At 44.1% G+C, this 21,297-nt stretch carries 16 protein-coding genes; 5 read left to right on the top strand and 11 right to left on the bottom strand.

The annotated features are described in order from the left end of the window. Positions 1–556: 556 nt before the first annotated feature. The 4 genes from QQL36_RS19540 (at position 557) to QQL36_RS19525 (ending at position 4,872) form a co-directional block, all read left to right on the top strand. On the top strand, positions 557–811 hold the full coding sequence (locus tag QQL36_RS19540; RefSeq protein ID WP_321566496.1) for a DUF5616 domain-containing protein: 255 nt from the start codon (positions 557–559) through the stop codon (positions 809–811). 43 nt (positions 812–854) lie between these two features. Further along, the gene (locus QQL36_RS19535; protein WP_321566495.1) at positions 855–1,433 is read left to right on the top strand and encodes a TMEM175 family protein; all 579 of its coding nucleotides are present in this window, start codon (positions 855–857) and stop codon (positions 1,431–1,433) included. 178 nt (positions 1,434–1,611) lie between these two features. Further along, positions 1,612–3,948, top strand: a complete 2,337-nt coding sequence (locus QQL36_RS19530; RefSeq protein WP_321566494.1) for a TonB-dependent receptor — start codon at positions 1,612–1,614, stop codon at positions 3,946–3,948. Between the two features lie 33 nt (positions 3,949–3,981). After that, the gene (locus tag QQL36_RS19525; protein WP_321566493.1) at positions 3,982–4,872 is read left to right on the top strand and encodes a dienelactone hydrolase family protein; all 891 of its coding nucleotides are present in this window, start codon (positions 3,982–3,984) and stop codon (positions 4,870–4,872) included. A gap of 330 nt (positions 4,873–5,202) precedes the next feature. Here the strand turns inward: QQL36_RS19525 and QQL36_RS19520 are convergent, their stop codons facing one another. The 4 genes from QQL36_RS19520 to QQL36_RS19505 form a co-directional block, all read right to left on the bottom strand. Then, positions 5,203–6,270 (bottom strand): L-dopachrome tautomerase-related protein, encoded by a 1,068-nt coding sequence (locus QQL36_RS19520; protein WP_321566492.1) that lies wholly within the window; start codon positions 6,268–6,270, stop codon positions 5,203–5,205. Between the two features lie 28 nt (positions 6,271–6,298). After that, positions 6,299–6,877, bottom strand: coding sequence for a UbiX family flavin prenyltransferase (locus tag QQL36_RS19515; RefSeq protein ID WP_083727492.1), 579 nt, complete (start codon positions 6,875–6,877; stop codon positions 6,299–6,301). A 138-nt stretch (positions 6,878–7,015) separates the two neighbouring features. Then, positions 7,016–7,735 carry a DUF554 domain-containing protein gene (locus tag QQL36_RS19510; RefSeq protein WP_083727494.1) on the bottom strand — a complete coding sequence of 240 codons (720 nt, stop codon included), beginning with the start codon at positions 7,733–7,735 and terminating at the stop codon, positions 7,016–7,018. Between the two features lie 63 nt (positions 7,736–7,798). Further along, positions 7,799–9,289: a UbiD family decarboxylase gene (locus tag QQL36_RS19505; RefSeq protein ID WP_321566491.1), complete on the bottom strand. Its 1,491-nt coding sequence runs from the start codon at positions 9,287–9,289 to the stop codon at positions 7,799–7,801. Positions 9,290–9,457: 168 nt separating this feature from the next. Between QQL36_RS19505 and QQL36_RS19500 the strand changes: the two genes are divergently transcribed. Next, positions 9,458–10,357: an AraC family transcriptional regulator gene (locus QQL36_RS19500; protein WP_083727498.1), complete on the top strand. Its 900-nt coding sequence runs from the start codon at positions 9,458–9,460 to the stop codon at positions 10,355–10,357. Positions 10,358–10,421: 64 nt separating this feature from the next. Here QQL36_RS19500 and QQL36_RS19495 read toward each other — a convergent pair whose 3' ends face one another. The 7 genes from QQL36_RS19495 to QQL36_RS19465 form a co-directional block, all read right to left on the bottom strand. Continuing rightward, entirely contained in the window at positions 10,422–11,804 is a 1,383-nt protein-coding gene (locus QQL36_RS19495; protein ID WP_321566490.1) for an alginate export family protein, read from the bottom strand. 205 nt (positions 11,805–12,009) lie between these two features. Beyond that, a complete protein-coding gene (locus QQL36_RS19490) occupies positions 12,010–13,722 on the bottom strand; it encodes a discoidin domain-containing protein (RefSeq protein ID WP_321566489.1) in 1,713 nt (570 codons plus the stop codon). Positions 13,723–13,826: 104 nt separating this feature from the next. Further along, complete coding sequence (locus QQL36_RS19485; RefSeq protein WP_321566488.1) at positions 13,827–16,292, bottom strand: WG repeat-containing protein; 2,466 nt, start codon at positions 16,290–16,292, stop codon at positions 13,827–13,829. 299 nt (positions 16,293–16,591) lie between these two features. Beyond that, positions 16,592–18,106 carry a family 43 glycosylhydrolase gene (locus QQL36_RS19480; protein ID WP_321566487.1) on the bottom strand — a complete coding sequence of 505 codons (1,515 nt, stop codon included), beginning with the start codon at positions 18,104–18,106 and terminating at the stop codon, positions 16,592–16,594. Positions 18,107–18,474: 368 nt separating this feature from the next. Continuing rightward, the gene (locus tag QQL36_RS19475) at positions 18,475–19,404 is read right to left on the bottom strand and encodes an ABC transporter permease (RefSeq protein ID WP_143709012.1); all 930 of its coding nucleotides are present in this window, start codon (positions 19,402–19,404) and stop codon (positions 18,475–18,477) included. Between the two features lie 13 nt (positions 19,405–19,417). Next, positions 19,418–20,431: an ABC transporter ATP-binding protein gene (locus tag QQL36_RS19470; protein ID WP_321566486.1), complete on the bottom strand. Its 1,014-nt coding sequence runs from the start codon at positions 20,429–20,431 to the stop codon at positions 19,418–19,420. 6 nt (positions 20,432–20,437) lie between these two features. Next, positions 20,438–21,277, bottom strand: a complete 840-nt coding sequence (locus tag QQL36_RS19465) for an NEW3 domain-containing protein (RefSeq protein WP_083727059.1) — start codon at positions 21,275–21,277, stop codon at positions 20,438–20,440. Positions 21,278–21,297: the final 20 nt, after the last annotated feature.

Genomic DNA, 21,297 nt, shown 5'->3' with positions numbered 1-21,297 from the left:
AGACATTTAAGGACAATTCGTCATGAAAATTATTTTTTAAACAAGAAGATGATGACAATATTTTCAAAGAACTGATTGTTGCATCAACGCATACCTCTCCCGAAGAGGAATATAATAATAATAATAATACGCTGTGAAGAATGGAAGACGTAATATGCTGTTTAAAAATTTCATTACTCTGAAAAGATACAGTTTTTATCCATAGTTGGATATTCTGCAAACCCTTTTTTACCCCCTTCATAGAATATACAAAAGATCTGCCGCAATAAAAAAAGATCGTATCATAAGTAGATGATACGACCTCTTTGTATCCGAAAATGGTTTTCATTCCCCGTTGGTAAATTTCCTCTTTCATGAATGTTTTATTCGGCTACATGATGGAGATAGTTAATCCTTGAAGTAATTCTAAGAAGGTTTATTTATTTTTGATACTACAACTTTTTAATAATAATTCCATCATCGCATCCGCAGCCACCTGGCTCTTTTGCAAGATATTACCCTGCCAAGGCAGCTGTTGCATTGGTAGGCAACCGGTATGAACTCGTGAAGAAAGGTAGTGTGGGTTTTTGACTCACCCGTATCCAATAGTGGAAAATTAAAAACGTATTGTTATGAGCTGGCGGCACAACATGAATTTCACTGGGAGATTATACTGCATCAACATCCCGATCAATGCCTGATTGACAACAAGGTGTGGGCATGTAGTGCCGATGCATTTGTATTGAATGAATGTACGGCATGGTTTAATCTGGGTGCGTATATGATACAACAGGATTATTTGGCTGGTAAGCATATTGTATCTGCCCGGTAAACCGGTATTAGGATAAATATCTGTAATTTAGTAAGAAACCACAATGAATAAAAGCAGGCTTGAAGCATTCAGTGACGGTGTCCTCGCCATCATCATCACCATCATGGTACTGGAAATCAAGATCCCCCACGGCACCAACCTCGCCGCCATTATTCCCCTCCTCCCCATCGCGCTCTCTTACTTATTCAGTTTTATTTATGTAGGCATCTATTGGAATAACCACCACCATCTCTTCCACATTGTTAAAGAAGTAAATGGTGCTATCCTTTGGGGTAATCTACATCTGCTCTTCTGGATCTCCCTGCTACCTTTTGCTACCGGATGGATAGATGAGAACCATTTTGCCTCGCTACCTGTAGCATTCTATGGATTTATTCTCTTGATGTGTGGCGCCTCGTGGAAGTTGCTGACAATTATTATTATCAAACATGAAGGACCTGATTCCCGGCTCAAAGATGCCTATAAAAGCGATTACAAAACCTATCTCTCTATTGCGCTGTATATTTCTGGTATCACTGTAGCCTGGTTCTACCCCATTATCAGTATCTTCTTTTATGTGCTCATAGCCGTTATCTGGTTCATCCCTGACAGGAGAATAGAAAATAAATTAAAAGAGCATTAATCAATTTCTACAAATTTCTTCGCTCAAAAGCGATTTATTCTTCTCCTTAATTTTTCCGGAATGCGTAAACCGGCAGACACCCTATTGCCTAATTTTGGCACCGCCAGATTTGTATGCAACTATTCTGACCAACCTAATTTTGAGCGCATTATATACCATTATCTATAATACTACATCCATGCTTAAAAGCACAATTATTGTGGCAGTACTTTCTGTCTGCAGTCTCACTGTCATGGCCCAACATGGCACCATCACAGGTGAAGTAAAAACTGCCGACGGTAAGCCCGCCCCTTTCGTCGACATCACCCTCCAACCCGGTAATACCGGCACCTCTGCTGACCGGCAGGGACATTATCAGCTGAATAATATCAAAACCGGTAAGTATACAATAGTGGCCAGTTTTACAGGACTGAAAGCACAATTCCAACAGGTAGAAGTAGCCAATGATCAAACCGTGACGATCAACTTCTCTCTTTCAGAAGATAATCACACACTGCAGGAAGTCACCGTCTCTTCAGGCTATAATAAATTTGCAAAGAAGGAAACTGAAAACATCGCCCGTATGCCCCTGAAGAACCTGGAGAATCCGCAGGTGTACAATGTAGTACCAAAGGAATTACTACAGGACCAGGTGATCGTGAGCTACAATGATGTGTTGAAAAATGTAACCGGCGTGAGCCAGGCATTGGTCAATGGTTCCAACTCCTTTAACCTGAGAGGGTTCTTTACCACCAGTTACCTGCGCAACGGCTTGCAGGATTACAAAGCTAACAGTATTGAAATTGCCAACATCGAACGTATCGAAGTACTGAAAGGTCCTTCCGCTACTTTGTTTGGTAGTTCCCTTACTTCTTTTGGCGGTCTGCTGAACAGGGTGACAAAGAAGCCGTATGAGACCTTTAATGGGGAAATCACTTATACCCTCGGCGGCTTTGGTCTGAGCAGGGTAACAGCCGATTTCAACACGCCACTGAACAAGGAAAAAGACCTGCTACTCCGCACCAATATCGCTTACCACGATGAAGGTAGTTTTCAGGATGCAGGCTTTACAAAGCGCCTGTTCATTGCGCCATCCCTTGTATATAAAGCCAGTGACAGACTTACTGTAACACTGGATGCAGAAATATATAACCAGAAAGCAAACGACTTCAACCGTTTGTTTCCGCAGGCCTCCTTTACCAAAACCAATCCACGACTGCTGAGTGTAAACTGGAAAAGATCTTACAGCAGCAACGACATCTATGGGAAAACGCCTTCTGTAAGTTTAAATGGTGGGGTAAACTACAAGATCAATGATCAGTGGACCTCACAGACGAACTTCTCTCATACCAATTCTGAAGTAGAGGGCTATTGGAGCTGGAACAGTATTTTAGGTGATACCGCCGTTTCCCGCAATCCAGGTTATGAGCACAGCCAATATAATTATACCGAAGTACAGCAAAACTTTAATGGTGATTTTAAAATAGGTAAACTCCGCAACCGCCTCGTAATAGGGCTGGACTTCCTGAATGGTGTCACGAACGCTACTTCTGCCAGCGTATATGGTTTTGACCAGGTGACAATTGCAGGTCATGATCCAAGGTATAATGAGCTGACCGTACCTGCGTTACAGGCGGCACTGGCAACCGTTCCGAGCTCTAAAAGCAGGAGTGAACAAAGCATCTACAGCGCGTACGCATCCGATGTACTGAACATTACTGATGCACTGCTGGTAATGGCCAGTCTGCGCGTAGACCACTTTGTAAACAATGGTACCTACGATGCCAATAACGATACCACTACCGGCAAATATAACCAGACTGCACTCTCTCCCAAGTTAGGGCTGGTATATCAGCTGGTGCCTAAACACCTGTCAGTATTTGGTAATTATATGAACGGCTTCAGCAATAATGCACCCACTCAACAACCTGATGGTAAATTCAGTTCTTTCAAACCAAGTCATGCAAACCAATGGGAAACCGGTGTAAAAATGGAGTTCTTTAATGGCAAACTGAATGGCACCTTCAGCTACTACCACATCAAGGTGGATGACGTGATCCGTACGAATGCTGATAGCTATTCTGTACAGGATGGTGGTCAACTGAGTAAGGGATACGAAGCGGAAGTGATTGCCAATCCGGTCAAAGGACTGAACATCATTGCCGGGTATGCGTACAATGATATCTATACCATCAATACAAATGCTGATGTAGATGGCCTTCATCAATGGACTGGTCCTGCTCAGATGGCGAATCTGTGGGTAAGCTATCATTTTTTAAACACAGCAATACGCGGCCTTGGATTAGGGATCGGCGGTAACTATAACGGTAAGGCGTATATAACGCAGTCCCGTTCTTCCGGTGAGTTCTATCTTCCTGCTTATACTGTACTAAATGCCGTATTAAGTTATGAGCGTTCTGCTTACCGTATCAGCCTGAAAATGGACAACCTCACCAATGAAGTATACTGGGGTAGCTATGTAAGTCAGATGATGCCACGCAGATTCAGTACGACGGTCGCCTTTAAGTTCAGATAATATCTTAAATTTAAAGGATAAACCTTCATCCATATGAGCAATAACATCAAGAAAGAGGATATTCAACAGGAAGTCTTTGATCTGTATGACGACTATGCCCATAATCGCCTGAGCAGACGGGACTTTATCGACAAGCTTTCTGTATTTGCAGTAGGGAGCATCACAGTGCCTGCACTGATGAGCTTTCTGATGCCTAACTACCAGGATAATATACAGGTAAAACCAGATGATCCGCGACTAAAGACGGAGTATATTACTTACAACTCTCCTAAGGGAGGCGGTAGTATCAAAGCTCTTTTGTCCAGACCAGCAGATGCAAAAAAGCCATTGGGTGGTATAGTTATCGTGCATGAGAACAGGGGATTGAATCCTTACATTGAAGATGTTGCGAGGCGTGCCGCATTGGCAGGGTTTATTACTATTGCACCGGATGCATTGACGCCATTAGGCGGATATCCGGGCGCTGATGATAAAGGACGTGAACTGCAGGCGAAGAGAGATAAGAATGAAATGCTGGAAGACTTTATTGCTGCCTTTGCGTATTTGAAGAGCGATAAAGATTGTAATGGCAAAGTGGGTGTGGTAGGGTTCTGTTTTGGGGGATGGATTGCGAATATGATGGCGGTGAAGGTACCCGACCTGGCAGCTGCTGTACCTTTTTATGGTGCACAGCCCTCACGCGATCAGGTAGCGCAGATCAAGGCGCCGCTTTTATTGCATTTTGGTGAGTTAGATACTCATGTGAATGAAGGATGGCCGGCTTATGAGGCAGCACTGAAAGAGGAAAAGAAAGAGTATACGGCTTATGTATATCCGGGGGTGAATCATGGGTTCCATAATGATACGACGCCGAGGTATGACAAGGCTGCGGCAGAGTTGGCGTGGAAGCGAACGATAGATTTTTTCAAAGCAAAGCTATCATAAAAAGTAGTTGTATAAAAAATAAATAAACCTCCTCAGAATTACTGCAGGGATTGACTATCTCCATCAGGTTTCCGAATAAAAAGGAGGCTGTAAACATGGCTCAGAGATTTTGTAGTTAAAGTTACATTTCATCCCGAAGCCATGTTTCCTTTTTCAAACATAACCACTCATAAATAACTTTCACCCCAATTTACCCGGGTACCTGATGGAGAAAATTTTTGTATAAGAAATTCTCAGCGCCATCGGGTCACTTATGATACGGCCTCTTTTTTATGATAGCTTACACCTACAAGCGGCATAAGCTATCTGGCTAAGAGTGGGAAAATCTCTTTATAATTTCAACCGAAATATTTTATATGGTAATGTGGGAGGATAAGTGATCTGAGAACAGGAAATATATAAATAACCATCATCAGAGATACTATAACTATCCGGCCATAATAACTGCTTTTTGTCCTGTGCGATATAATGCATCTGCAGATCTGGTGTGATTTTCACGATGGCGCTCTTTTCCAGGTCACCCATGTAGAGATTGCCGGCTTTGTCTAAGATCATTCCATCTGTGGTTACAAACTTACCCAGGTCCTTTACACTGTCCTGCAAGGTCTTCATAGATGTCTTAAAGTTCCGCAGCAGACTGGTATTAATACGGTACAGTTTATCATCCGTCAATGGTTTGTAGTATAACCATTGCTGATCTGCGGTAAGGGCGATACCATCTGAATTCACAACCATCGTTCTACCATTCATTTCAAAGTGATACCCTTTTTCTGCCAGCACAGAATAATGATCATGCAATACCAGCCTGGAATCTCCTGTTTTCGTATTCAGCACTACAATTCCACCATTGGTAGATGTAGTCATATATGCATAACCATTCACATTGTCAATCCTGATATCATTCAGGTAACTATCCTTACCAGCCACTGATTCGGGGAAATGATAGATCCTATCTATCTTATTTGTAGCCAGGTTTATTTTCAACACTTTATTGGCTCCCTGATAGACAGGTCCTAAATTGATACCTGCGGCATCTACGACCCACAAAAACCCCTGATCATCTGTTACGACGGACTGTACACAGACAAATTTGTTCTGCCCATCCTCTCCTTTCTTAAAACTATTCCAGGTGGTATCAGGATAAGGTACGAGCTTACCATTCACCACTTCTACCACGGAATAAGCGTGTTGTTCGGTCCAGTAAGGATAATTGGTAAATAACCGGCCATCTTTGGCCACCGCTACGCCAGTAAGCTGGTAAGCGGAGTCAGCGAATACTTCTTCCAATTGTGGCAGTGCGGATGAAGTAGCAATTGTATCGGTGGTATTTTTATTCGTTTGTCCACTGTTGCACGCTGCCAGGAACATTCCCAGCAACAGAAAATTCAATTTCGACATATGTTCTGCATTTATTGATGCAGCAAATTTAATGAAGTTGTGCCTTATGATCATGATTCCATCTTGGCACATCAATATCAAATCCAAAAAGATCCAGTGCTCTTGCGACTGTATGGGTTACAATTTCATCGACCGATTGTGGTCGCAGATAAAAGGCCGGCACAGGAGGCATAATAATTCCTCCCATCTCTGTTACCTGGGTCATGCTCCTCAGGTGGCCGAGGTGTAAAGGAGTTTCTCTGAATAACAATACCAGTCTTCTTCTTTCTTTCAGTACCACATCGGCCGCTCTGGATAAGAGGGAGCTGGTAATACCGCTGGCAATTTCTGACATCGTTTTTACAGAACAGGGGGCTATGAGCATTCCCAGGGTTTTGAAAGAGCCACTGGCAATAGCGGCTCCCACATCGGCTGTAGGATAAATTACATCGGCCATAGACATGAGTTCTTCATGCTTCATATCGGTTTCGTAGGTTCTTACCAGTTCCGACGCTTTGCTTACCACCAGGTGTGTTTCCACATCCTGTTCTTTGAGCAGTTCCAGTGCACGGATACCGTATTGCAGACCGGTAGCGCCACTGATACCTATTATGATTCTCTTTTTCATTATGCTTTCTTTTTTAAGAGGGTGTATCAGAAGTGAGATACACCCTTCTTTAATTCGGATACCTGATATGGAGCCAGATTCTATTTTATGCGTTTCTCAGGAGTTTCATTTATGTATGATACACCCTCATAAATAAAATTAATGGAAGAGTAACCTCCAGTAATGTGAGAATATCATTACCAGCAATAACGCGGGCAACATATTAGCTATAGGGAATTTCTTAATACCGCAGATCCTGAAACCTGTTACGAACATGATAATGCCGCCGCAGGCAGAGAAGTCAGCAATCAGCTGTGGAGTGGTCAAAGGCAGGATCACACCAGCCAGCAGGTAAAGTCCGCAGAGAATGATGAATTGCGGAATGACAGTGGTGGTCACTATAAAGCCCAGAGAAGTAGCAAATATGGCGGATGTGAAGAAGTCCAGCATCGCTTTGGATATCAATACGGTTGGATCATGTGTAATACCTTCATTCAATGCCCCAAATATACCTGTACCACTTGCACTGAAGAGTACCAGTACAGCCACAAAGTTCTGCAGGAAAGCCTGCGGATCTTCATCTGTTTTTTGTCTTGGGAAGATCTTCTGAATTGGTCCGTTGACACGGATAGCCGCCCATTCAATCCCCTTTTCAATTTTCAGCAGTTCACCGATCGCACTACCTACCAGCAGCGCCAGGATCACTGGTGGCAGCATGCTCACCTTGACCACTGAATTAATACCCAATGCCATAGAAGCAGCACCAAATGTCATAGGAAGTGCAAGACGGAGACGTTCAGGAATTTTGTTTCCCATGGTAGCCCCGATGATGGAGCCGGTTAATGTTGCGACGGAATTTATAATTGGTCCGGTTAGCATATAATTTTTTTTAGTGAGCTGGCCAAAGGATCACCTTCAGCCAGCCCGGTTTTTTTCATCCGTTTATTTAAACCACTCAGGTAAATAAGGCGTTGCATCTACTTCTTTGAACTGCGCACGTTTGAATCTGTCTTTCAAATTCCATGGAACGGTACAGTCAAAGATAGTCTTGGTTGAAATACCCTTACCAAGAATCTTAGGATCGAATGAAGGGTCCTGTGAAGGATCCAGTGGGTGACAACGAACACCTGGAATAAAGATGGTGCTGATATCGCCCTGGTAACGGGTAGTCATTGCCCAAAATACGTCGTTGCTGTCAAAGATGTCTACATCGTCATCCACCAGGATCACCTGTTTCAATTCATAATAAGCAGCAAAGGCTACCAGCGCAGCTTGTCTTTCACGGCCCTGGTCTGTTGGTTTGGTTTTCTGAATTTGCAATATGCTCATAAATTTACCACCACCGGAGGTATGTGCATACACGTTTTTCAGCAGACCAGGCAATGCAGCTTCTACAGCGTTGTAAATGCTGGCTTCTGTTGGAATGCCTGCCAGGCTGGTATGTTCTTCACCAGGACCGATCAACGTTTGCATAATCGGGTTTTTGCGGGTGGTGATCGCTGTTACCCTGATCAGTGGCAGTGATTGGTTCGCAGGACCGTTATAACCTGGGAATTCAGGCATAGCGTGACCCGTGTTGGTGTTCTGGTCTTCTACGACTCTTACGTTTGGCAGAATTTCACCTTCGATTACGATTTCGGCCTTCGCGATAGAATGTTGGTTGATGGTAAGGGATTTTACCAGTTCTACTGGTTTCTTGCGCAGACCACCGGCGATGGACAGTTCGTCAAAGCCAAATGGTGTGGTAGGTGCTTCAAAACAGGAGCCGATCATGATAGCAGGATCAAGTCCCATGTTGATGGTAATAGGCAGTGGTTTGCCAGCTTTCTCTGCTTTTTCACGGAAGGCATCAATGTGTCTGCCTGGTGCAAAATAGATGGAGATGGAATCTTTGCCCTGTACGCAGAGGCGGTGAATAGTTACATCACTGTGGCCTGTTTCAGGATCTGAGCCTAATACCAGTCCTTCGCAGAAATAAGGACCCGCATCTTCAGGTGTATTGGTTGGAGCAGGCAGGATCTTTCTCAGGTCAAAATCCTTGTCGGTAGCTTTGTACACTACTTCCTGGCAGGGAGCACCTGCATTGGTTACCACTACCGGGGCGATGTAATTCTTGACTGCCTGACCCATGTATTTACCGAGTTCTACGCTTGGCGCACCCAGCATAGCCGCTACTCTGTCTCTGCTAGCCAGCAGACCCACCAGTACTTTCGCACCAGGATAACCCTTTACATTCGTGAACATCATGGCAGGGCCAAGGCGGGTAGGACGCTGTACGGTACCACCTGCACCTATTTGTTTGTATACACCTGCCATATCGGCATTTGGATCGATCAGTACATCTGTTTCATGATATTGCTGTGGAATTGTTTTCAGTAATTCCAATGCACTCCGCAAGTCGTCAATTGCTATTGGTTTGTTTTCCTGACTCATTGTGTTATTGTTTTATAAAACAAAGGTCAGCCATCAAAAATCGCCATGCTTGCACTATTGACTTATTAAATAGGACAATTCGAACCGGATTAAAATCAGTCCATTGACTGTCCGTGGTCAGGATGGAAGGCGCATGAGGCACTTAATTTTGAATTTCAAACGTATGCTATGCACGCGAACAGCATTCAACACCATGAGTTCATCAATTACTCCGGGCTATACAGGGAAAAGAACACGCACAAAGAGAATTATATTTTTTGTGAAACAATTGAAAACAGAAGTAAGGATTTCAACTGGGAAGTAGATGCACATTTTCACAGTTCATTGTACCAGGTATTTTTTGTCGAAAGTGGATACGCTACTTTTTATACTGCCGATGAGCAAATCTGTTTAGAAGCACCTTTTATGTGTTTCATTCCTCCACTGAGTATTCACGGTTTTCATTTCGGGGCACATATAGATGGCCGTATTCTCACCTTCTCTGATTTTTATACAGAGACACTGCATGAAAGGTATCCGAATATTCTGCATGCACTGGAAACCATCTTTGTATTGAAAGGAGATGCATTGCCTCCATTCAGGGAGGCATTCAATAAAATTCATAATGAATTCAATGAGTCTAAAGTAGGGAAAGAGATTATCCTGGAACACATGCTCTACTTATTAGTATTGCAATTCTATCGTTACTCCAACGAACAGCCTTCGCTCAAATCCGGGCACAATAATAACTTGTATTATTTCAAGAAATTTCAGCACCTCATTAAGGTTTCCAGGAGTCCGTTCATGAGTTTACAGGTGTATGCAGATCACCTGCACATTACCGCCAAACACCTGAACCGAATCTGCCGCTCACTCAAACAAATGTCGGCACTACAGGTGGTACAGGTGGAACTGATACTAAAAGCAAAGGCACATTTGTATCATTTCAATTCCAATATTTCTGAGATTGCTTATGAATTGGGTTTTGATGATCCTTCTTATTTTACCAGGCTCTTTAAAAAACATACCGGGCTAACACCTAATGAGTATCGCAAACAAATTCCGCTGGCTAAAATAGAACAGGATTGAAATCATTTTAAAAGCCGCTGCTTTTCCCTGCAGGATAAGCAGCGGCTTTTAGGTAATGGTTAAATTAGAATCTGAATACACTATACAGGTGAGCGTACACCATGTTCTGGCTACTACCTGCCTGTTTTAAGTATTCTCCTTTGAAGGTTTCGTTCACATATGCACCAAACAGCAGGAACGGATTCAGCTGGTATTCTGCTTTTGCTACACAGCGTGTACCAATTACACTGGAGGTACCAGCACTGGCACTTCTGATTTGTATACCTGACATAGCATAGATACCATCTTCTTTGGAAGTACGCCACAGTTCCTGCACGGTAAAGTCAATGCTCAGTTTTGCTGTTGGCTTACAACCGAAGATCGGACCTACTGCTGCGATGTTGGTATACCCCAGATCCGGCACCCAGCTCATACCTTTTGACCAGAGATAGTCATAGCTGTTACTCTTGTTGTCGGTAGAGTCTTTATCACCTGAAGCGATATCGATACGGGTACCGACGAATGGTTTCCATTTTGCCTTGAAGGTATAGGAACTTTCTGTCGCCACATACCATGCATGGATCTGTTTTCCTGCATTGCTTTTACCAGTCTGTCCTACCAGTTCTACATCGTAGTTCCAGCCCCCTTCTACACCACCGATGCGGGCGGACAAGGTATTTCTTGTGCCGTTGTACATGGCATTGGCAGCACCTTTTTTATCCGTATAGATATACAGCAGTTCTGCGGTAGAATTTGGCAGTACACCACCTAATTTACGGGATACATGTGCAGCACCAAATTTCAGGTTCTTGTTAGAAGGGTCGTTGAAGTAACCAGCTTTGTCCTGCACTTCCTCACCACCGATCACACCGAAATTCCACGCGCCTGATTTCACACCGATCCTGCCTGCATCAAAGGAGTGACGGTTATTGGGTGGCTGTCTTACATCAAACAAACGTGCTTTGTTAAATAGGATCTCCTGCCTACCAGCTCTGAAATAGACTTTACTGGCAACGCCTAAGTTCACCGTATATTCAGCAAATGCCTGGTGGAGTTCGCCGGGGTTATAGTCCGTCAGAGAGGGATTATAATCCAGTTCGTAGGTAGTACCGGATTGTACTTCACCAAATACGCGGAGGTTAGGTAAGATATGGATATCGGCCCATAAGCGGGAGCGTTGTTGCCAGTCGAAGCCCTGGTCTTCATTGCCTTTACCATATTTTAAATGTTCTCTGTATTCCACCCTGGGACGGATTTCACCACCGATAGTAATGTATCCGTTCTTCCATAGAGGAATGTATTTCAGTTTTGCCCATAGTCCGGTTCTTAGCTCCTTATTGGAGAGATAGTGGTAATCTTCTTCGTAATTCAGTGGTAAGAATTTCGGAGCAGGCCGTTTTTTGATGGTATCCTGCGCATAGATGAGTAGTGGAAAAAACGCGAGGATACACAAGAAGGCTCGTTTCATCTTCAATTGTGTTGTTTAACAATGCAAAGATGAAATTCAAATGGTTTTTCAGCTTGTAATAAACGGCGTATTAATAGGATAATCGGTCCAAAATCGTTAGCAACCTATTATGTATGATGTAAGGTTGGCAGGGAGCTGAGATGTATCATTCTTAATGGGTATTTATATACTTAAGAGCGTTCTTCAGCATCTCATCCTGTGGTGATTATTCGACCTTCAGCACATTGGTCTTGTCCGATACCCCATTTTCATTAATGGCTTCTATTGTAAAATAATAAATCTTTTCCGTATCCAGCGTTTTTAACCAGTATTCATTTGCATTGTATACCATGATATTTGTATACAACTTACCAGGTGATGTACCATAGTATATATTATAGGCATAAGCATCCGTAGCTGGCTTCCATTTTACCCATGCACTCCGTTTATCTTTTTCTGTACGCAGCACGATAAGGTTTTCCGGTTGAGCGGGTTTGCGTCCTAAAGCATTTCCAAATACCCGCAAACCACTGATGGCAAACTTGCCGGTTGGCATATGTACATTTTCCAGCCTGATATACCTGGCTTTTAGGGGCGTGACGAATGCGACATAATCATGCGGCACATCCGTTTTATTTTTACTTTTATCGATTAATGACACCCATTTCTTTCCATCTAATGAATACATCAATTTATACTGATGATAAATATCCGTCTGCTTCCCTAAAAAAGTGGCATCCTGGTCCGCATAGTTTATCTGCACTGCATTGACCATAGCCACAGCGCCCAAATCAGTTTGTATCCACTCTCCGGCATCGCCACTGGCAGCACTCCAATAGGTTTTAATATCCTCATCTACCGCATTGTTGGCAGTATAACGCCCTAATGTAGAAGATACCGTTACCGGCTTGTTATAATTCAACAACATCCACCCGGTAAAATCACCATTTGTATAATGCGGGTAATCGCCAAAGGCTGTATTACAATACATCACATCATCCTGATCAAATCCCGCAGGCCAGATCCCGATCCTGCGTTCAAAATTATTTTTCACACTGATGCCCATTGTGCTCACATGCCAGTATGCACCTTTGTTATCTGTAAATGTAGCACCATGCCCTGCACCTCTTGCAAAGCCACCTGCTTTGAATGACAATGGATCTGATTGGGGTGTGAAGATATTTCCCAGTGGTGCAGGGCCTGCAATCACCCCATCTGCATACCCGCTCATTTCTGTACCCGGTGCGCCATATTGCAGATAATATTTACCATGATGTTTCGTCATCCAGGCACCTTCAATAAACGGATCCAGGAAGGTATTATCCATATGCTCTCCAAACCGCTGCCAACCATATCTCCAGGGCTCCAACAAATACATTTCCTGCCGTGTTCCGATCGGTTTAAAACTTGTACGATCCAGTTCTACGCCATACAAAGGATACCTGTTACTACTCCCATTATACATATACAAGCGACCATCATCATCAGTAAAGAATGCAGGATCCCAACCGCCTATTTCAAATGAATCCACCAATGGTTTCCAGACATTCTCCTTCGGCGAAGTGCTCATCCATAAAGTAAAGTTCCTTGTATAAGTAGACCCGAATACAATCATCGTATCTCCCACTACACCTACTGCCGGTGCACACAATTCATCGTATCCTTTATTCCAGGGCCGCAGAAATTTCCTGGATACAAAGGTCCAGTTCACCATATCGGCGCTGTACCAATAGCCCCATTGATTTGTCGAAAACAAATAATAGGTTCCTTTGTAATTCACAATGACAGGGTCTGCTGTGGCCCTATGTTTCCCCCACTCCGTAAAGTCGGGAATAGGTGTATATCCATAGTCAATATTGATAGGATTGCAGTAAGTGGCCTGCTGTGCATGGCTCACCATACTGATGGATAAGCAGATGAAAAGGAGTATCTTTTTCATAACGGATCAAAGGTAAAAATAAAAGGGAGTGTATCATACTTTTGATACACTCCCTTTTATTCGGGTCACAGTTGTCATTTAAGCACTTCCCAGGTGCTATTTTTTTATTGTGGCTCTTTATCTTCGCCTGTCACGGGTGGCGCCGGCACGACCGGAGGGTCTATCATCGGTAACTCTCCCCAATCCAATGATCTCAGATCTACATAAGCTGCTACATCCACACCAATCGATTTGCCATGCTCGTTTATATACATCCAGTTATCATCATTACCTTCTCTCGCCATTACCGGAAAACTAAATGATACCCTGCCATCATACCCTGCCAGTTCATTGAGCATGATATTTACATATTGGGTTTTCAATATTTCGTTGCCATTCGTATCCAGGATACCAAATTTATCTCCCTGTTGAACCAGGTAACCTTTGCCATGTTTTTCAGGAGAGATGTTATCGTAGTTCACCGGCAATATAATCCTGCCATTTAACCCTGCCAGACCTCTCCGGCCATCGTTTTTCATCAGCACCAGCGTTTCTGCATCTTCCTCGCCAAAGAAAGCTTCTTCTGTAAATCGCTGCACGATCTCCTGCGGTACATCATAAATAAGCGGTACGATTTCCCGGCCTGTTGAATCTACATAGCCGTATTTGTAAATGCGATTTGCCGTATCCAGACATTCATACACCGCTGCTACCCCTTTGTGGAAATTAGAAATATAATCATACTTAGGCTGGATCACGAAATCTCCTTTCGGATCGATATAACCAAACTTTTTGTTCTTCAGGATATTCGCACGGTGATTTGCAAAATACCCCAGGTATTCAGGGTAACCTCCTTTTGAATAAGCGCCTTCTACCCGCTGCTTTTTCTCTATATCATAGATGAAACTCTTTCCATGCTCCCATACCAGCATCAAATGGCCTTCATATGCTACAAACGCGGTATCCCATGGCAGTTTTGTCAGCTCATGTGTACGCTTGTTAAATAGTTCTACTTTTGATGTATCCTTCGCCTTTAAATAGGAATACACGGTATCAAAAGCAATGATGTCTTTATATTTCACCGGACAAAGCAGCTTGCCTGAAATATCATACAATCCATGTAACCCGTTTTTGGTCACCTGCAGGATTGTGCTGTCTGTATAGTTGGCAATGTAATCGTACACGAGCGGGATGATCACTTTCTGTTGTTTGATATCAAACACGCCCATTTTATCTTTCAGGTTCACTTTTACCAGCAGGTCATTCCCTGTTGTGAAATGAAGATCTGTGTAATCGTAGATAGGTGGTACGATAGTTTTACCTTCTTTGTCGATATATCCATATTTGTCACCTATCCCGATTGTGAGGTAATGTGCATCACCATAATAACTGAGGGTGGTGTACTTAGGAGCTATCAGTTTGCCGCTGGCGGGGTTATAAAAGCCCATTAACTTACCCTGCACAATCCCAAGCAACTTAGTCCCATCTTCCAGGGTCATTGTATTAAAATGGCTGTATTGGGTTAAGATCTGTTTCCCGGTTTTGTCAAATGCAATGCCTTTCCCGTTTTTTTCTCCTAAAAATACAGCTCCATTACATTGAGGTTCCACCCAATAATCATACGCCAGTGGAATAATGATCTTACCGGTACTATCTGCCACCCCATATTTTTCATTACGGACGATACCCACTACCCCGCTGCTGTCACCGAAATTGTTAATGTCGTCATATACATGGTCGAGGATCAATTTGCCCTGTGCATTCACCAACCCCCATTTGCCATTTCTACGCTGTCCGGTGTAGGTGCCCAGCTCTGTATCCAGACTTGACTGATCTTCTGTTGGCAGACATTCGCAGGTATCTACCTCTGCTTTCTTTGTTTTGAGATTGATGCTGTACTTCCGGGAATCCTTATAGAGGGATTCTATCCATTCATCACTCCGCATATTGATATGCTCGTGATCATATTCAAAGGGCACTAATATCTCGTTTTTGAAACTCACCACCCCCCATTTGCCATCTTTTTGGGCAAATACGTAATTGCCTTTGGTGTTGCAACCATAACAGTAATCTATGTCCTCGTAAGTATAAGGGACGGTCAATTGATCCTTTTCCTTATAGTATACGCCCCATTTCCCGTTTTCCTTTACGGCAAACCAGGCGCTGTCCAGTTGATTACTGTCTTCAAAACGGAAGGGGAGTATAAAGCCTTTAGCGGTATACAGACTTACTTTATTATCTTTTTTTACAGTCCATTGTTCAGCGGATTGCGTGTCAATGGTATCATATTCGGGAGGCAATATCCATTTGCCCAACACTGTCATCACCCCCTGTTTACCTTTTAAGCCTACCTGCAGAATGTCTTGTGGCAGGTATACGGTGTCGATGTCTACCCAACCATCTGAGAGACTTCTATCATTATAAATGGTGTCAAAAGCTATTTTGCCAGTGCTGTCGATATAAATAGATTGTCCATGGTCTATTACTCTGGCAAACCCCTGCACAAAGAGGGAGCCGCCTTCGTATTTTTGCTGTGCCCTAATGCTTCCGGTAAGGAGTAACAAACAGCTGGCTAGTAATCGGTATTTCATATAAAGAATTTGTAGGCACAAATGTCCGGGAGCAAGGGTATCTTTCCAAATAACCATGGTCACAGTAGGACTACAAGCGCGACTACAAAACGACTACAGGATTTATAAGTAACTACTATTCAATTAAAAAGACATTAGTTATTATGGGACGATCTTTTTTACAAAAAGGAAGGGGCGTCTCAAAACTTCGAGACGCCCCCTTTTTATTTGGGTACACCTGAAGGAGAGAATTTTCGTACATGTAATTCTCATTGTCTTCCTGGTACTAATGATACATCCCTTTCCCTACATAAATCACTTTATGGTATGATCTGCCACAACTCCGCGTCATACTGATTCTCATACCACTGCTCCAATTTCGTACCCGGGGTCTGGTTACTATACGGTACATTTAGCGCCAGCAAACTCCTTTGATTGATGAGTTTATAATATCCACCACCCATATCCTGTACTCTCCAATGCTGCGCCTCATTCCCATTGTCCGTCCACTGTATCAGAATATTCCCCGCAGCTGTAGACGCACCTGCATTATCCAGGTTCAACCCTGACGCCACACTTGTAATAGTATAATACCCATTGCCCAATGAGGTAAACACCCACTTCTGTGCATTCGTTCCGTTATCCGTATACTCCTGGATCTGTAAACCAGCTGTAGAAGCGGCATTCGGTACATCCACACACTGTGAAGTCACTTTTGATTTGATCCGGTAAGTGCCATTCGCAATGGGCATTGCATAAGCAGGTCCGATTGAAGGCGCAGGTACCGGTATCCCTTTTTCTATCGGATACCCAAAGAAAGGTACATCTCCTATCCAGCTAAACTGCTGCGCCATCACTCTTCTATCCCATCCACTGCCATCACTGTTTGCCGCATGGTACACGATCCAGTTCTGGATATTATCCGGTGACTTCACAAAAGAAGCATGACCCGGACCATACACATTCCCGAACTTAGAAAATACAGCCGTTGAATTTTTTGTCCAGGAAGCTTTGGACAACAGGTTCCCGTTTGTACAGGTGATCCGTCCCAAACAATAATCATTCGTCCAGCTGCCACTTGCAGAATAAATAATGTTCACCGTGCTGCCGCTGATCAGGGAAGTAGGCCCTTCATTCACCGTAGGTGTGCCTACCTGCTCCCATGAATAATCTGGTCGGGATATTTCCACCCTCTCCCCATCGATGGTATAAGGGTTACTCATCTTCGCGATGTAGAGGTACTGGGATACGTTCGTCGTACCTTCCCATCCTGACCATACAAAATACAACTGACTGTTGTATACAAACGGATGGCCGTCTATTGCCCAACGATCAGTAGTGGCATTCAGCTTCGTCTTGTAGCTGTAGGTGCCGTTCAATGGATTGCTGGCATCCGTACCACCTTCCAGTACATACATACGGTGGTTGGCATTTGTACCATCATCTGCAGCAAAGTATACATACCATTTGCCATTCAGGTAATGCAGCTCAGGCGCCCAGAGCTCCCCGCTATATCCCGTGCCGGATGGTGGTGTGAAAATGTAAGTCTTTGTCTGCTGTAAAAGGTTTTCGAGTGTAGCCGACTTTGTAATCCATAAACGCCCGCCGTCGGAACCACAATAATAAAAATACCCGCCGATGTTAATCACCCATGGATCGTAGTAACTACCGTTGTCGAGTGATGGTAAAGGATTTGTAAAGATGACCGAAGTGCTGGCGGCGGTGACAGCTTTAAACGTGGAGGAACCTGATAGTCTTTGCTCAGATTCTGGCTTTGTACAGCCGTGCAGGAGTGTGAGCACGGATAGGCCAAGTAGCAGAAGGGTTCTTTTCATGCCGGTTAATTTTGAGAGATAAATGAATATTAGGTATTCAAATGAAATATACAATAAAAAAGTCATGAAAGAGGGAATTCACCAACGGGGGATGAAAACCATTTTCAGAGAAAAGGGGCCGCCTCAAAATAAGATACGGCCCCTTTTTTTCGGGTACCAGATGGAGAGAATTCTCATACATGCCATTCTCATGGCCTCCCTGTTACTTATGATACATTCTCTTTTTTTTATTATAACAGTTTGGAAATCAGTAGTAGGTTATAGAACAGTCGAAGAAGCGTCGAAGAAGCGTCGAACAACGGTCGAACAACAATCGAACAACAGTCGAAGGAAGCTTATAGAAGGTTGATGCAAAACAATGACAACCATTAAGTTCTGATTTCTCTTCTCATAAACAACCAGTAAGACACGGCAAAGCAAGCCACGGTAGCCGCTATCAGCCCACTTACCTGCGGCCATGTGATCAACAGACTCTCTCTCAATGGCAAGGGTGACGGCACCGCCATCGCCATCTGTTCCATCGACAAAGGTCCCATACTCCTTACCACCGGCATTAACAACGTTGTCGTTCCATCTGCATACATCTGACCTGGTACCACAAGCAGGAAGTTGTGCCTGATCTGGTTGTAGATCACCATTTGCTCCGGACTCAGACTATTCGGATCAGGCAAAATGCCTTTTAGGATAATCTGTACCAGGATAGGATAAAACACCGTAAAGAACAACCAGATGGCAATCGCTGTCAATGCCGAAGTAGCCGATTGCCTAAACTTCACTGATAATAGAATGGAGAGGTTCAGCCAGAACGCCACATAAATTACACTCAATACTACAAAGCAAAGTATGCGTACAAACTCAGCGCCTTCTATGTGTACGCCGGTGATCAGCATGCCCCCGCCTACCATCAGCATGTTCAGCGAAAAGAACAGGATACTCACTACGATCAGTGAAGCGGTGAATTTTGCATTCAACAACGAATCTCTGTAAACAGGTTGCGCCATCAACCGGATCAGCGTACCATTGCTCTGCTCAGCATTGATCGCATCAAAGCCTAATGCAATGCCCAGCAAAGGTCCTAAGAAACCGATGAATACATGAAATGGTGGTAATGACCGGTCTGTTGTAGTCAGTAATTTCAGGTAAAAATACACGGTATCATGCTCCCGTACATTCTCCATCGCCGCCCTGATATTGGACAACGAAACATACATCGATCCTATCCAGGTGAGCAGGATCAACAGGGCCATAATGATGAACCGCCAGCTATGCACCTGGTCAGCCACCTCCTTTTTTACCATGACCCAAAAAGGACTAACGCTTTTTGAACCTGCCAAGGAATGACCTTTGGAATAAGCCAGTAGACTTTTCATTTTGTACCTCGTTTTCCTTTAAATTATTTTCAAAATAACGTTGATAAATCTCATCCAGACCATACGTCCGTTTTTGCACGCCGGTTACATCATACCCTTTATGTACAAAGTATCGTACAATGTCGGGGGTAATGTCTGCCTGCCCGGAAATTTCCACAGCGGCATCCACGATGTTTACTTTTGTTACACCCGGCAATTGCAGCAGGTCCTGTTCCGAAACTCCTGCTGCGGTTTGCAGCGTGACCTGTACTACATGCGGATCTGCTTTGAACAGGTTAGCGGCCAGTGTTTCCACACTTCCGTCGGCTAACAGGTGTCCTCCTACGAAAATGCCTACTCTGCTGCATACCTGTTGTACCTGGTGCAGGTGATGAGAAGATAAGAGGATGGTGATGCCCTGCTCCTGGTTCAGCCTTCTGATCAGTTCCAGAAAATCTTTTACACCTGCGGGATCAATTCCCAAAGTAGGTTCATCGAGAATGATCACTTCCGGGCGTTTGATCAATACATCTGCCAGTCCCAGTCGCTGTTTCATACCCCGGGAAAAGGTGCCGGCTTTCTTGTGAATGGCGGCTTCCAGGCCCACGGAAATGAGCATTTCCCGGGCAGCAGTTTCCACTTCATCTTCGGGAATGCCATTCAACCGGCCGATGTATTTCAGGTTTTCCAGAGCAGAGAGTTCGTTGTAAAACCCAACGTTGTCCGGCATGTAACCCACCTTTCGCTTTACGGGAATTGGATTGCGGGAAGCATTCAATCCGCAGATATGTGCGGTACCAGCTGTAGGCTCTGTGAGCCCCAGCAGCATTAATATAGTGGTAGATTTTCCGGCGCCATTAGGTCCCAGCAGTCCGAAGATCTCTCCCTGCTGAATGGTGAGGTTGAGATTATCAACGGCTTTCAAAGACCCATAGGTTTTGGATAACCCATGTATCTCTATGATTGGTTGTTCCATAATGTACTATCGCCTGCCATATTTACGGATAAGGAAATAAACAGCGCCCAGGGCGATCAGGATAATGACCAGACCCAGCCAGCCTGTCAATACAGAAGTTTTGACGGTGATACGAAAATCTGCTTTCGCATTGGCATTGTTATTCCTTACGGTAACGTTGGTCATGTAGTCGCCGGCCAGTGTTTTGTCTGGCACCTGCAGGGTCGCTACGATAGTGGTGTCGGCACCGGCTTCCAGGTGGAGGATCTTAGCAGGCGCAAAGGTGAGTTGCCATTGAGACGGATTCTGTGCAGAGAGATCCAGGTTGTCCAGTGCGATGGTGCCTGTGTTTTTAATGACCAGTTGCAGTTCTTTCGTACTGCCTTCCGTTACATCTTCACTCAGTTTGCCGCTGGGGGTGGTCAGGGTAACGCCATAGGTACCTTTGATCACCGCTTCCAGGTTTAGTTTCAGGGAATCTGAGCCGACCAGTGCGGTTATAGGGATTTCGTACTTACCTGGTTTGGTATCCAGTGTAGGAACGATTTCGATGGAAACATCTGCGGTTCTGTTAGAATCAATGTTTACAGAAGTCACCGACATTCCTTCCACCTTAAAATTCGCGTTCCATCCGGGAGGCAATCCTGCGAAGAGCTGGAATACCCTGGATACGGGCGCAACGTTTTTTAGTTTGGTATTGTAGTTAAACGTGGTGTTGGCCGCGGCCTCGATGTTCATCAATCTGGCAGTGAACGGTGGAGAAGATTTGTTGACTGCTTGTGCCCAGACCTGGTTGCTGAATAATAATACGAATAAATACAGACTGCGCGTCATCCGGCGCTGATGCTTTGTTGTAGTAGCTGACATTGCCAATTCGAGATTAATAA

The sequence above is a fragment of the Chitinophaga sp. LS1 genome, from assembly GCF_034274695.1.
Taxonomy (GTDB): Bacteria; Bacteroidota; Bacteroidia; order Chitinophagales; family Chitinophagaceae; genus Chitinophaga.
This window is presented reverse-complemented; position numbering and strand designations above follow the sequence as displayed.

Bases quoted from the DNA above. Each gene is read 5' to 3' on its own strand.
- QQL36_RS19535 (WP_321566495.1), top strand. From the start codon at position 855: ATGAATAAAAGCAGGCTTGAAGCATTCAGTGACGGTGTCCTCGCCATC.
- QQL36_RS19500 (WP_083727498.1), top strand. From the start codon at position 9,458: ATGCACGCGAACAGCATTCAACACCATGAGTTCATCAATTACTCCGGG.
- QQL36_RS19525 (WP_321566493.1), top strand. From the start codon at position 3,982: ATGAGCAATAACATCAAGAAAGAGGATATTCAACAGGAAGTCTTTGAT.
- QQL36_RS19495 (WP_321566490.1), bottom strand. From the start codon at position 11,804: ATGAAACGAGCCTTCTTGTGTATCCTCGCGTTTTTTCCACTACTCATC.
- QQL36_RS19530 (WP_321566494.1), top strand. From the start codon at position 1,612: ATGCTTAAAAGCACAATTATTGTGGCAGTACTTTCTGTCTGCAGTCTC.
- QQL36_RS19470 (WP_321566486.1), bottom strand. From the start codon at position 20,431: ATGGAACAACCAATCATAGAGATACATGGGTTATCCAAAACCTATGGG.
- QQL36_RS19485 (WP_321566488.1), bottom strand. From the start codon at position 16,292: ATGAAATACCGATTACTAGCCAGCTGTTTGTTACTCCTTACCGGAAGC.
- QQL36_RS19465 (WP_083727059.1), bottom strand. From the start codon at position 21,277: ATGTCAGCTACTACAACAAAGCATCAGCGCCGGATGACGCGCAGTCTG.
- QQL36_RS19505 (WP_321566491.1), bottom strand. From the start codon at position 9,289: ATGAGTCAGGAAAACAAACCAATAGCAATTGACGACTTGCGGAGTGCA.
- QQL36_RS19510 (WP_083727494.1), bottom strand. From the start codon at position 7,735: ATGCTAACCGGACCAATTATAAATTCCGTCGCAACATTAACCGGCTCC.
- QQL36_RS19490 (WP_321566489.1), bottom strand. From the start codon at position 13,722: ATGAAAAAGATACTCCTTTTCATCTGCTTATCCATCAGTATGGTGAGC.
- QQL36_RS19515 (WP_083727492.1), bottom strand. From the start codon at position 6,877: ATGAAAAAGAGAATCATAATAGGTATCAGTGGCGCTACCGGTCTGCAA.
- QQL36_RS19475 (WP_143709012.1), bottom strand. From the start codon at position 19,404: ATGGTAAAAAAGGAGGTGGCTGACCAGGTGCATAGCTGGCGGTTCATC.
- QQL36_RS19480 (WP_321566487.1), bottom strand. From the start codon at position 18,106: ATGAAAAGAACCCTTCTGCTACTTGGCCTATCCGTGCTCACACTCCTG.
- QQL36_RS19520 (WP_321566492.1), bottom strand. From the start codon at position 6,270: ATGTCGAAATTGAATTTTCTGTTGCTGGGAATGTTCCTGGCAGCGTGC.